Source organism: Marivivens donghaensis, from assembly GCF_030410045.1.
Taxonomy (GTDB): Bacteria; Pseudomonadota; Alphaproteobacteria; order Rhodobacterales; family Rhodobacteraceae; genus Marivivens; species Marivivens donghaensis.
The window spans coordinates 386,677-398,535 of the sequence record NZ_JAUFRA010000005.1 but is presented as its reverse complement, the minus strand read 5'-3'; the positions used below and the strand labels follow the sequence as shown (position 1 = coordinate 398,535).

The following is an 11,859-nucleotide window of genomic DNA, read 5'->3' as shown; positions in this document are numbered from 1 at the left end:
TAACAGTAGACCTCTGGGTGCCGCTAAAACACCAATTAGTCAAGTCATCTGATTAAACTTACTTGTTCTGCGCTACAATGTATCCCACGCCTGCCGCGACAATCAGACCTATGATCGAAGCAAAGGCGATTTTCCAAGCAGAGTAGGGGCGTTCGCCCTGCACCTTGCCCGTCTGACCGTTCACCACAAACCGATAGGTTTTCCCGCGATATTTATAGGCTGCGAGCCAGACGGGCAGCAGGATGTGTTTGAAGGTGACATCGCTGATCGTGGTGTTGATGCTATGCACCTTCTGGCGATCGCCACCGATATCGAATTTGACATCCCGCAGGATCATCGCATCCATATAGGCGCGGGCTTCGGTGTAGCCGTCCTCAAGGCTGATCTGATAGCCCTCTGCGCGAAACCCTGCCAGGAAATCGGGCGAATAGGGCTGAAGCTCGGACAGGTTCCACGGCTGAAGCCCGTCGGTATAGCGTTTCGGCAGCGATTTAGAGGCAAGCACCAGCACATCGTCAAAGAACCGCGCCACGCGCCCAGAGGCACGCCGCCATTTGGTGTGGCGCTGACGCACGGTCTGGGATTTCCCGTTCCGAACGACGCGATGGGTGGTATAATAATCGTCACCCCGTTCGCCTGTGTAGCTCGACTTTGTATCCGCGTCATAGGTCCAGTATGGGACGTAGATGCCGTTGAGCTTGCGGCCCTTGCGGGCATATTCCTGCAATCCGTTCGGCGCAAACCACAACTGGCCCAACCATTTCGTCATCGCATCGCGCGCTTGCTTTTCATCGAGCCCGAACGGCAACAACGCCTTGGGTTTGATGTGACGATGGGTGCCCGTGTCCGTCACCACAGGCGTCGCACAGAACGGGCATTCAACAGCGTGATCTTTTTCGTGAATTTCCACCTGCGCCCCGCAGTTGGGGCAGGTGCTAACACGGGTTTCTTCGATTTCAGCTTGGGGGAGTTGATGGCGGATCGCCTGTTCAAAATCCAACTCTTTTATCGCCGTCCCCGCATAGTCGCCCTTTTCCACTGCCTCGCTATGCCCACAAAAATCGCAGACCAATTTGTTCTGAACTGGGTCAAACCGCAGGTCAGCGCCGCATTGTTCGCAGGGAAAACGGTGTTCTTGAACAGTCATTCGAAATCCTTGGGCTGTTCTGCCACGAGCGCGATGGAAAAGGAGGAACGAGTCCGCCTCTGAGTGTGAAACCAAAGACGGACGCAGCCTGTGCTAGGGTTCAGTGATTACGGCAGCGGCGGCGGGGGCGGTGCGACGGTGAACAAAAGTGCGAGCTCTGTATCGCCCGCAGGTTTCCAGCCGTCCTGACCAGCGGTCCAGACCAGTGTTTCGCGAGTCAGTGCGCCGTCACCAGCCATGCGGCCCAGCGATGCCTTTGAAAACGGGCCTTTGGTTTCGCCTTTGTCCGCGATGTGCCAGACCTTTTCGACGGGTGGCGGCGGAGGCGCAACAGGGGCGACCTGCGGTGCAGTTTGTGGAACAGCGCCCCACGGACCTGTCATCGCCTGACCCATGGCCATGCCCATACCAGCGCCCATACCCGTTGCCATAGCCGAACCAGCACCAGAGGTTGGATTGCCCATCGCCTCTGCTGCGCGCCATTTCATGTGGTCGTCCAGATTACCAGCGATCCCACGGCTCGTGCGGGCATCGAGCGCTGCCTCTACCGCCTCTGGCAGGCTGATGTTTTCAATGTAGAACTCTGGGATTTCTAGACCATAGGCCGCGATGGTTGGTGCGATGGCCTTGTTCACCAAGGCCGCGACATCGGCGGTGTTGGCGGCCATATCCAGAACAGGGATCCCCGACGATGCGATCGCACGGCTGAACTCTTGGACAATGATGTTGCGGATTTGGAAGCTGATCTCATCCATGGTGAATTCGCCGTCGGTGCCGACGATTTCGGTCATGAATTTCGCAGGATCAGACACCTTGATCGTATAGGTGCCAAAGGCGCGAATGCGGGTCGGGCCGAATTCAGGGTCGCGCAGCATGATCGGGTTCTTCGTGCCCCATTTGAGGTCCGAAAAACGGGTGGTGTTGATGTAGTAAATCTCGCTCTTGAACGGGGATTTGAACCCGTGGTCCCAATGCTGGAGCGAGGTCATGATCGGCATGTTGTTCGTTTCAAGCATGTAGAGACCAGGCTGGAACACATCCGCCAGTTGCCCTTCATGAATGAACACCGCGGCCTGACCTTCGCGAACGGTCAGTTTCGCACCGTATTTGATTTCGTGGCCTTCACGTTCAAACCGCCAAACCATCGTGTCGCGGGTGTCGTCGGTCCAATGAATAACGTCGATGAATTGACCGGACAGAAAATCCAAAATGCCCATAAGAGGCTCCTTTCAATTACACAGGTCCGCCGACCAGCTCTGCTGCGATCTGGCGGACGATGGGTGTGGCCTCGGCTTCGGTCATGCCAGTGCTGAGGCGCGGATCGTAAAGTATCTTCAATAAAAGTTCGTCGTGTCGGGTGAGCAGCGCGAATTCGTCGTCATCATTGAAAATCGACGGGCGCGCACGCGGGCTATCGTTGGCAAGGCCAAGCCCCTGCGACAGTTCCTCGTGATAGCATGACTGTCGCATCAATTCAGGATGTTCGGCGCGAATGATCGCAACCGCGCTTTGGTAGGTGTGGCCGTCGGGTTTGAAGGTGCCAATCACGACGCATAACTGATCGCGTGGCAGGTTCACCGCATAGCGCAGCGAACTGTCGTCGATCGACGGGATCAAGCTGCGGATCAGGGGACCCGCCGCGAGTCGGTCATCTTCGTTCAGGATCAGGACGTGGAAATTGCCGCCGTTGCTGACTTGATTGATGCGTAGGCCCGTGATGGAGGCCAGCCGCGATGCAAAGGACGCGATATAACGACGGTCGGACGCGATGATGTCAGACGGCACGTTTGCGCCAAACTGCACGTTCATCTGGATCGGTTGATCCCAGCGCCGCAGGGCCGACGACGTGGCACGTGCCCGAAGCGAGCCGCCACTGGTCGTGTATTCATCAAACAGCGCAATGCGGATGAAATTCGCGGTCAGTTGTGTGTCGGTAAAGGGCGCGTCAACGTGCCCGTCATCCGTCCGCATCAACCCTTGGGCCAGCGCATTTCGTTCGAGGCGCTGATAGTAGAGCGACAACAGTTGGCTCTGCTGCGATGGGCCGTCCAACTCCGCCTCTGGCGAAGGGGCTACGGGTTCAGGCGGTGCAATTGTCGGAGGTGGGGACGGCATGTCCACACATGCAGCGAGCATAAGCCCAGCCGCTGCCATAGAAAATCGCCGTCCCCATCCGTTCATTTATGCGCCTGTCGAAGTGCCGATGTTATACCCAGTAGCATTGCCGCGTGCCTTGGCGCTGGCAAGGGTCTCTTTGAGTTCGGACTCCATACGCTGCAGTTCAACCTCTGCTTCGGCACGTTTACGCTTGCCTTCGTCGGCAATCTCGAGGCTTTCGTTGATTGTCGCGATAAGGGTTGCGTTGGCCTTTTTGACCGCTTCGATATCGAACACGCCGCGTTCCATTTCTTCTCGAACGACTTTGTTCGCTTGACGCAGGTTGTCGGCGTTTGCGGTCAAAAGTTCGTTGGTCAGATCGTTTGCCTCGCGCACGGCCTTGGCCGCTTCGGCAGAGCGTTGGATGGTGACAGCCTGCGCCAATTGGGTTTCCCAGAGCGGCACGGTGTTCACGAGAGTCGAATTGATCTTTGTCACCAGCGATTTGTCGTTTTCCTGAACCAGACGGATCGACGGAAGCGACTGCATCGTGACCTGACGGGTGAGTTTCAGGTCGTGCACACGGCGTTCCAGATCGTCGCGGGCAGAGCGCAGGTCGCGGAGTTCTTGGGCGACCATAACGCCGTCACCTTCGGGGGCTGCGGCAACTTCGGCTTCTTTGGCGGGAATGGTATCCTCGTCCAGTTCTTTCAGCTTTGCCTCGCCCGCAGAGATATAGAGCGCGAGTTCGTCGTAGAAGGTCAGCGTACGCTCGTAGAGCACATCAAGGCTTTCGATGTCCTTGAGCAGGGTATGTTCGTGCATCAACAGATCATCGGTGATCTTGTCGATCTGGCCCTGCACGGTTTCAAAACGAGCCGCGAATTTCGCCATCGGCGCGGCGCGGCCCAGCAGTTTTTCCCAGAAGGTGCGTTCGCGGCGCACATCCAGTTCAGAGACCGAGAACCCACGGATCGTGGTCACGATGTTGCGCAGGCTGTCACCTGCGGGGCCAACGTCCTTGTTACGGACGCCTTGTAGCATCGACTGCGAGATTTCTTGCAATTCCGCCTGAGCGGACGAACCAAAGCGCACGATGGAGTTGGTATCGCTCATATCCAGTTCGGAAATGCGTTTGGTGATTTCCGCGCTGATGGTCGCGTCCGCCTGATCCAAGGCCACAATCTCTGTGCCCGGTTCTGCCAGAACAACGGCAGTTACTTTTTCAACATTGGCCAAGCTGGCCTCGGCTTTGGTGCGAATATCTTGGGACATAATGGTTCTCCGTCACATTGACTTTATTAAAGCGGCTTTACGCCTTCGCGTTGCAGTCTGTCGCGCAACACTTTGATTTCAATATCCATATCGCTGCGATCGTCGGTCAGCATCTTGTCGGTGCGAGCCGCAAAATTCTGTTCGAGGTCGATGAGCAACTGTTCGTAATCTGCGCGGGCGCTCTGATCGCCCGTTCTCTTGTAAAGGTCTGCAAACTTGGCCGAAGCATCGCGTGCTCCCATCAGATAGACGCCCAGATATTTGCGGGCACCTGTGAGGTCGCGGGGGTCTTCTTCGACGGTGCGGATCATGCGGCGGGCGATAGATTGGAATGTCGCAATCCGACCGTCCAAGGCACGATCCTTAAGCGTGGAAATGTGGTCAGCCATCGCGGCGAGGTAATCTTCGGCGTCATCTACGACACGGGCGACGCGATCCTGCTGGAAGTCATCAATGCCTTCCATACGTTTGTTTTTAAGCGGATCGAGGCCAAAAGCGACGAGGTAGAGCGCTGTCGCCACGATCCCAAAGGCAGGTGCGGCCAGGACAGGCGATCCGCTGCGGATCGACGCCAAGGCCACCGCGACCCCGATCAGAACCGACCCGATAATTTTACGAGGTAGAGCAGGGCGGCGGGCAATGGCGCGGGCGTTATAAGCGGCCTCCGCGCGGAGCCCTTCACGGGTGAGCCACGCGCCGAGCAACATGAGAGCGGCAGCCGAGAGGCCTACGATCATCAAGGTCGCCCCTTCGCGGATCGACACAAAACCGAGCATGGCCGCAGGGATAAAGAGAACATTCGCACGCGCACCCGCCGCGTCTTTGACCCGATGATCAGGGGCTGCGGGGGCAGAGGGGGACTGTTGCGATTGTGGGCTGTTTTTGCCGCCGTATTTCTGCGCCATCACAGACCTCCGATCCAGCCAAAGGTTGTGCCGAAGAGCAGCATGATCAAAAGCGCGAACGCGATGTTCTTAACAGATTTGGGCATCAAAACCTTCCACACGTAATCAGGAGGTTTAGCCCCTTAACGCAACATCCGCATGACGCTGCGCCTGTGGTAGCCCCCAAGTTCCCAATACGTAACATGGACCCTGCAACTGTCGGTAGCAAGGCCTTGAATGTTATGGTTTGCGTGGCGGACGTGGTTTGCGGTTGCGCACGGGTTTTGGTTTCGGCGTCTCGGTCGGGTTTTGGTCGTTGTCCCAGCCCATCTGATCCCGAAGAACGCGGCGTTTGACTTCTTCGACTTCGCCGGCTTTGAGGTTGCCCAATTGGAACGGACCGTAGGAGACGCGGAGCAGGCGGTTCACGGTGGCGTTGACGGCCATCATCGCCTTACGGATTTCGCGGTTTTTGCCTTCGCGTAGCGCGATGGTGTACCACGCGTTCGCGCCTTGCTGACGGTCAAAGCCCACTTCCATTGGCGCGTATTTCACGCCGTCCACGGTGATACCACGGCGCAGCGCGTCGATGTCGATTTTCGACCCATCGCCTTTGACGCGGACGCGGTAGCGGCGCAGCCAGCCCGTGGCGGGCAATTCCAGCTTGCGTTTCAGTTCCCCGTCGTTGGTCAGAAGAAGCAATCCTTCGGAGTTCAAGTCGAGGCGTCCCACGCTCATCACGCGCGGCATGTCTTCGGGGAGCGCACCAAAGACCGTATCGCGGCCTTTCTCATCACGTTCTGTCGTCACAAGACCAGCGGGCTTGTGATAGAGCCACAGACGCGCGGGTTCGGGTTCCGACACGGGTTTGCCGTCCACGATGATGCGGTCACTACTGCTCACGTTTAGGGCGGGGCTGTCGATGACGACCCCGTTCACCTTTACGCGGCCTTCCGCGATCATACGTTCGGCTTCGCGTCGGGATGCGACGCCTGCGCGAGAAAGAACTTTGGCGATGCGGTCGCCGTCCGGTGTTTGCGTGCTCATACCTGTCCCATAGCGCCTAAGCGGGCTGCGGCGCAATCATCCCTGAAGGGCAGGTACGAAAATACTGATCGGGCAAGGGGGGCGCCGCCCCCCTTAGACCCCCCGGGATATTTGCGGCACAAAGGCAGGGGGCTTGCGCATTGGGCTGTGGCGGCACAAAAGAAGGAATGACATTCACGAGCTACATGGATCAGGCGCTAGACGAGGCGCGATTGGCCGCCACGCGCGGTGAGGTTCCCGTGGGCGCGGTAATTGTTGCACCTGATGGATCGGTCGTGGCGCGGGCGGGGAATAGGACGCGTGAATTGTCGGACCCCACGGCCCATGCGGAAACGCTGGCGATCCGCGAGGCATGTGCCGCATTGGGGAGCGAGCGTTTGGTGGGGCATGACCTCTACGTCACGTTAGAGCCGTGCCCGATGTGTGCGGCGGTCATTTCTTTTGCGCGGATCGGGCGGCTTTATTATGGGGCGGCGGATCCGAAATCAGGTGGTGTGGCGCAGGGGCCGCGGGTGTTTTCACATTCTCAGTGTCATCATGCGCCTGAGGTCTACGATGGCATCGCGGCGCGTGAGGCCGAAGAGATGCTCAAATCGTTTTTTGCAGCAAAGCGTTAGGCCGCAGGGAACCGTTTCGCCAGATCGAGCGCTAGTGCCATGTCCGTTCCGTCGAGCGGTCCTGTGTGATGTTGCCTGTGGCGCAGGCGGAAAGCCGAGAGGCGCGTATCAGCAGGCACTTGTGGATAGCCGATCGTCGTCAGGAGCGCGTCGAAGGTGGCGGGGTTTACTGGGGCTGTTGGCGTGGCCGTGGCGCGAATAGCGAGACCCTGACGGGCAAGGCGGGTCCAATCGAACCGTGCACCCGGATCGATTTTGCGGCCAGGGGCGAGGTCAGAGTGGCCGATCACCCGTTCGGGCGGGATCGCCCAACGCTCCATGATACCGCTGAGCAGGGTTTCGAGCGCATCCATTTGGGCGGCGGCAAAGGGGGCCGTGCCGATATTGGAGAGTTCGATCCCGATGGACCGAGAGTTCACATCCGTGACGCTCCCCCATGCGCCAGCGCCTGCGTGCCATGCGCGGTCTGCCTCATCGACGAGTTGGATCACCTCGCCTTGGGTCGTGATGAGGTAGTGGGCGGAGACTTCGTATTCCGGGGAACACAGCACCCGTTCTGCCGCATCGCAATCGGCCATCGCGGTGTAGTGGATCACAACGAGGTCGGGCCGCGCGTTGTCACGTCGCGGCCCGAAATTGGGGGATGTCACCTTGCGGATCAGTTGCCGCTCGAACGAGCTGCGGCGATATAGGGGGCCGGATCCCAGCCACAGGCAAAGCCGTCGCCATCAGGATCGAGCCCGCGCGGATCGCGGTCAGGGCCACCACGGGCGAGGAAGTCACGCTGTGCCTCATCTGCGCTGGCGTATTTGGCGCAGTTGCGCAGGAACCGACCTTCGCCAGAGAGCATGAAACGGCTATACCATTCCTGACCTTTGGTGTTGGGCGCAGTGAGCGCGTATTCCACGATGTTCGGGCCAGAGGCGACACGGGTCGGCAGCGCAGTTGGCTGCACCACTTCGTATTGCGAGGCCAGAGCTGCACGGCGCTCTGCGTCGGACTGAATGGTTTCACGGGCAGAGACGGCTTGGAAATCTTGTTCGTCCGATAGGTTTGCACCGATCAGGGTCGGGGCTGCGTTGCTCGGCGAGGCCTCAACACCTGTGCTGCGCACATAGGTGGCAGTGCCGTCACCAGAGGTTTCAGGCAGAATACCAGCAGAGATCAGCTGACCCGTCGGGATTGCTTGGGACGTGTTGGTGGTCGACGACAGCGTTGTCGACTGCACAGGCGCACCTGTCAGCGCGTTTTCACGCTGCCAATCTAGCGGATCACCAAAACCGGGACCATTGCTGGCCGGAACGGTCTCTCCACATGCGACAAGCACCGAAAGTGCCGATCCAACCAACCACAGTTTATTCACACGCATACCGTGAACCTCTAATCCCAGATTTACCGCCGTTTACCACCACTTCTGTGGCTTGGCTACAAATCCAGTGGACCCTTCGAGAGAATAGGCGATGTTCAGCAGATCAGCCTCTTCCCACGGTTTGCCGATCAGCTGCAGGCCAAGCGGCAGGCCATTGGTATCCAGACCCGCAGGCACGGACACACCCGGAAGACCCGCGAGGTTCAACGTTACGGTGAACACGTCGTTGAGATACATCTGCACTGGATCAGCATCCGACACTTCGCCGATGCCAAAGGCGGGCGATGGGGTGGTCGGGGCGAGGATCGCGTCAACGCCGCTTGCAAACACGTTTTCAAAGTCGCGCTTGATCAGGGTGCGGACCTTGCGGGCGCGGTTGTAGTAGGCGTCGTAGAAACCAGCTGAGAGCACATAGGTGCCGACCATGATGCGGCGCTGCACTTCGGCGCCAAACCCTTCAGCGCGGGTTTTCTCGTACATCTCGTTGATGCCGTCGCCAGCGCCGAGCGTGGCGCGGTGACCAAACCGCACGCCGTCATAGCGAGCGAGGTTCGACGAGGCCTCTGCAGGGGCAATCACGTAATAGGCAGGCAGCGCGTATTTGGTGTGCGGCAGGCTCACGTCAACGACCTTAGCGCCTGCGTCGCGGAGCATGTCTGCCCCTTTGTCCCAAAGACCTGCAATCTCAGCGTTCAGGCCGTCCAGACGGTATTCACGCGGAATACCGATGGTCTTGCCTTTGATGTCGCCTGTGAGGGCGGCTTCGAAATCAGGAACGGCGATATCGGCGCTGGTGCTGTCGCGCATGTCGTGGCCCGACATGGCGGTCAGCATGATCGCGGTATCGCGGACGGTTTTGGTCATCGGGCCAGCTTGGTCCAGCGAGGACGCATAGGCGACGATGCCATAGCGCGACACACGGCCGTAGGTTGGGCGGATACCGACGGTACCAGTGAAGGCCGCAGGCTGACGGATCGAACCACCTGTGTCAGTGCCGATCGCACCGATGCAAAGGTCAGCGGCAACAGCCGACGCCGAACCACCCGAGGACCCACCCGGTGTCAGTTGACGGTCATCGACCTTCCACGGGTTCACGGACGGGCCGTAAGCCGAATGTTCGTTCGACGAACCCATGGCGAATTCGTCCATGTTCGTCTTGCCGAGCATAACCGCGCCGTTTTCAAACAGCTTGGTTGTGACGGTGCTGTCGTATTCGGGTTTGAAACCTTTCAGGATGTCCGACGCCGCTTGGGTGTCGACACCTTTGACGCAGAACAGGTCTTTGATCCCGAGAGGGATACCCGACAGGGCAGGGGCGTCCGCGTAACCGCGCGCATCCGCTGCTTTGGCCTGTTCCATCGCCAGTTCTGGGGTCTTGTGAACCACAGCGTTCAGAACGCCTTGGGCGTCGATGGCAGCCAGACAGGCTTCGGTCAGAGCGACAGAGGTCGTTTCGCCTTTTTTCAGCGCATCACGCGCCTCGGCGATGGTGAGTTTGTTCAGATCGGTCATTATTCCACCACCTTCGGCACAGCAAAGAACCCTTCACGCGCATCGGGCGCGTTTTTCAGCACGGCTGGCTGCTGGTTGCCATCGGTCACGACGTCGTCGCGGCGTTTCAGGCGTTGTGGCGTGACAGAGGTCATCGGTTCGATGCCGTCTACATCCACTTCTTCCAGTTGCTCGATAAAGCCGAGGATGGCGCTGAATTCTTGCGCCAGTGCGGGCAGTGCGTCTTCTTCCACCTTGATGCGGGCCAGTTTGGCCACGCGGCGGGCGGTATCCGTGTCGATCGACATGGGCCTCTCCGAATATTTGGGTCGTTGTCGCGTTTAACGCCGCAGGCCAGAACCCGCAAGGCTCTCGGGGCTTAGAACAGGCTAAGTTGGTCAGGGTTTGCGCGTTTTGCCGTTTTTCGGCAGGTCGTTGGGCGCTTCCGACTACCTAGCTTTTGGTGCACCCCCCGCGCCACATCGCTGAACCCCATGCCGCGTTTGATCGACGTGATCTTGTCTTTGGCGGATTTGGTTGCCGACGCAAGATCGACAATCGGCATTGGGTAATCGCGGCCCAGTACAAAATCCGACCGATCTAGAAACGTTTTTTCCCACGTCAATGGGGTATGAATTGCTTCGCGTGGAAGGTGAGCCAATTCAGGAACCCATTTTCGAATAAAGCGACCCTCTGGGTCGTGCTCTTGGGACTGTTTGATGGGGTTATAGACCCGCATCGTATTGATCCCCGTAACCCCCGATTGCATCTGCAGTTGGCTGTAGTGAATCCCCGGCTCATAGTCGGTAAACAGACGCGCGAGATGTTGTCCCGTAACCCTCCAGTCGAGCCAGAGTTGGTAGCTGGCAAAACTGACCAACATCGCCCTCATGCGAAAGGTGATCCAGCCTGTTGCCGTCAAATTCCGCATGCAGGCATCGACAAAGGGGAAACCGGTGCGTCCTTCGGCCCAAGCTGCGAAATGGGGATGGCTGGCGTCGTGTCGGTCAAGCGCTTCGAACGCAGGATGCATACAGTGTGTCTCAATCGAGGGCTGGTCCTCGATTTTCTGGACGAAATGACACCGCCACGCGAGCCGCGATCCAAAGGCGGAGAGATTTCGACCAAAAGACGCCGTATCAGCCGTGGTGAGTTGGTTGCGCCGTTTGCCGATGGATTGGACGACCTCGCGAACCGACATCGTACCCCACGCAAGATGCGCCGACATGCGAGAGCAATGATAGTCCGACACAAGGGGGGAAGAGATATTGCGCAAATAACCGCGTGACCTGTTTGTCAGAAATGATCTCAGGTCCGCGACGGCGGCACGACGACCGCCAATTTGTGTTCTACCGCTTAGGGGCGGACCGAACATTGGGTCGTCTTTTTTAGGCAAAGGTGATGAGTGCACATATGGTGCAGGCGCAAGGCGCTTCGGCTTTGGGATGATTTTATCGGCCATACGGCGGTTGCGGATCGCAGCCCAATCGTCGCGTGAGGCGAGTCGGCGAACTACGCCATTCGATGGCATCTCTTGCAGGGTAATCCCCTGAGAACGGCAAAAGCGGATCACGGCTCGGTCACGCCGATAGGTCCAGTCATTCCCGCTCTCCTCATGACATGAAATCCGCGCGATGCCATGTTTGGCGTGCAATTGGGCTAAGACGTCGACCGCTGATCCGATCCGAATGATCAGCGGCTGGCCGAGCACGGTGAGATGTTCGTTCAGTTCGCTCAGGCAGTCGTTGACAAAGTGCCAGTGTCGGCGAGATGCGTCGGGTTGGCGCCATAGGTCAGGCTCGACGATGTACAGCGGCACGACGGGCAAGCTAAGCTGCGATGCCGCATACAGCGGGGCGTGATCTTCGACCCGCAAGTCGCGTTTGAACCAAACGACATGAACTGCTGTTTTCATCGCTAGACTTCTGTTGC

The 11,859-nt window shown here is 58.6% G+C and carries 12 protein-coding genes; 1 reads left to right on the top strand and 11 read right to left on the bottom strand.

The genetic code is table 11. The features are described from left to right. Positions 1-58: 58 nt before the first annotated feature. From QWY83_RS07570 to QWY83_RS07545, 6 genes are all read right to left on the bottom strand, one after another. The gene (locus QWY83_RS07570; RefSeq protein WP_249945427.1) at positions 59-1,147 is read right to left on the bottom strand and encodes a TFIIB-type zinc ribbon-containing protein; all 1,089 of its coding nucleotides are present in this window, start codon (positions 1,145-1,147) and stop codon (positions 59-61) included. Positions 1,148-1,254: 107 nt separating this feature from the next. Then, the gene (locus tag QWY83_RS07565; protein ID WP_249945428.1) at positions 1,255-2,364 is read right to left on the bottom strand and encodes an SPFH domain-containing protein; all 1,110 of its coding nucleotides are present in this window, start codon (positions 2,362-2,364) and stop codon (positions 1,255-1,257) included. Positions 2,365-2,380: 16 nt separating this feature from the next. Continuing rightward, positions 2,381-3,328 (bottom strand): DUF2927 domain-containing protein, encoded by a 948-nt coding sequence (locus QWY83_RS07560; RefSeq protein ID WP_249945429.1) that lies wholly within the window; start codon positions 3,326-3,328, stop codon positions 2,381-2,383. Beyond that, positions 3,329-4,519: a toxic anion resistance protein gene (locus QWY83_RS07555; RefSeq protein WP_249945430.1), complete on the bottom strand. Its 1,191-nt coding sequence runs from the start codon at positions 4,517-4,519 to the stop codon at positions 3,329-3,331. Between the two features lie 26 nt (positions 4,520-4,545). Continuing rightward, entirely contained in the window at positions 4,546-5,424 is an 879-nt protein-coding gene (locus QWY83_RS07550; protein ID WP_249945431.1) for a 5-bromo-4-chloroindolyl phosphate hydrolysis family protein, read from the bottom strand. Between the two features lie 219 nt (positions 5,425-5,643). Further along, a complete protein-coding gene (locus tag QWY83_RS07545; RefSeq protein WP_249945432.1) occupies positions 5,644-6,450 on the bottom strand; it encodes a pseudouridine synthase in 807 nt (268 codons plus the stop codon). Between the two features lie 167 nt (positions 6,451-6,617). On the opposite strand from QWY83_RS07545, the gene QWY83_RS07540 reads away from it, so the two are divergent. Continuing rightward, entirely contained in the window at positions 6,618-7,067 is a 450-nt protein-coding gene (locus QWY83_RS07540) for a nucleoside deaminase (RefSeq protein WP_249945433.1), read from the top strand. On the opposite strand, the gene QWY83_RS07535 is transcribed toward QWY83_RS07540, so the two are convergent. The 5 genes from QWY83_RS07535 to QWY83_RS07515 all read right to left on the bottom strand — a co-directional run bounded on the left by QWY83_RS07535 (position 7,064) and on the right by QWY83_RS07515 (position 11,842). Further along, positions 7,064-7,717, bottom strand: a complete 654-nt coding sequence (locus tag QWY83_RS07535) for an N-acetylmuramoyl-L-alanine amidase (RefSeq protein ID WP_249945434.1) — start codon at positions 7,715-7,717, stop codon at positions 7,064-7,066. The genes QWY83_RS07540 and QWY83_RS07535 overlap by 4 nt on opposite strands. Positions 7,718-7,725: 8 nt before the next feature. Continuing rightward, positions 7,726-8,436, bottom strand: a complete 711-nt coding sequence (locus tag QWY83_RS07530; RefSeq protein ID WP_249945435.1) for a hypothetical protein — start codon at positions 8,434-8,436, stop codon at positions 7,726-7,728. A gap of 33 nt (positions 8,437-8,469) precedes the next feature. After that, a complete protein-coding gene (gene gatA / locus QWY83_RS07525) occupies positions 8,470-9,948 on the bottom strand; it encodes an Asp-tRNA(Asn)/Glu-tRNA(Gln) amidotransferase subunit GatA (protein ID WP_249945436.1) in 1,479 nt (492 codons plus the stop codon). Beyond that, positions 9,948-10,235, bottom strand: a complete 288-nt coding sequence (gene gatC / locus QWY83_RS07520) for an Asp-tRNA(Asn)/Glu-tRNA(Gln) amidotransferase subunit GatC (protein ID WP_249945437.1) — start codon at positions 10,233-10,235, stop codon at positions 9,948-9,950. The genes gatA and gatC overlap by 1 nt, the downstream gene beginning before the upstream one ends. Positions 10,236-10,306: 71 nt before the next feature. Further along, positions 10,307-11,842 carry an FAD-binding domain-containing protein gene (locus QWY83_RS07515; RefSeq protein WP_249945438.1) on the bottom strand — a complete coding sequence of 512 codons (1,536 nt, stop codon included), beginning with the start codon at positions 11,840-11,842 and terminating at the stop codon, positions 10,307-10,309. Positions 11,843-11,859 lie beyond the last annotated feature (17 nt).

Excerpts from the sequence above, each read along its gene's own strand:
- QWY83_RS07570 (WP_249945427.1), bottom strand. The coding sequence starts at position 1,147 with ATGACTGTTCAAGAACACCGTTTTCCCTGCGAACAATGCGGCGCTGAC.
- QWY83_RS07565 (WP_249945428.1), bottom strand. The coding sequence starts at position 2,364 with ATGGGCATTTTGGATTTTCTGTCCGGTCAATTCATCGACGTTATTCAT.
- QWY83_RS07560 (WP_249945429.1), bottom strand. The coding sequence starts at position 3,328 with ATGAACGGATGGGGACGGCGATTTTCTATGGCAGCGGCTGGGCTTATG.
- QWY83_RS07555 (WP_249945430.1), bottom strand. The coding sequence starts at position 4,519 with ATGTCCCAAGATATTCGCACCAAAGCCGAGGCCAGCTTGGCCAATGTT.
- QWY83_RS07550 (WP_249945431.1), bottom strand. The coding sequence starts at position 5,424 with ATGGCGCAGAAATACGGCGGCAAAAACAGCCCACAATCGCAACAGTCC.
- QWY83_RS07545 (WP_249945432.1), bottom strand. The coding sequence starts at position 6,450 with ATGAGCACGCAAACACCGGACGGCGACCGCATCGCCAAAGTTCTTTCT.
- QWY83_RS07540 (WP_249945433.1), top strand. The coding sequence starts at position 6,618 with ATGACATTCACGAGCTACATGGATCAGGCGCTAGACGAGGCGCGATTG.
- QWY83_RS07530 (WP_249945435.1), bottom strand. The coding sequence starts at position 8,436 with ATGCGTGTGAATAAACTGTGGTTGGTTGGATCGGCACTTTCGGTGCTT.
- gatA (WP_249945436.1), bottom strand. The coding sequence starts at position 9,948 with ATGACCGATCTGAACAAACTCACCATCGCCGAGGCGCGTGATGCGCTG.
- gatC (WP_249945437.1), bottom strand. The coding sequence starts at position 10,235 with ATGTCGATCGACACGGATACCGCCCGCCGCGTGGCCAAACTGGCCCGC.
- QWY83_RS07515 (WP_249945438.1), bottom strand. The coding sequence starts at position 11,842 with ATGAAAACAGCAGTTCATGTCGTTTGGTTCAAACGCGACTTGCGGGTC.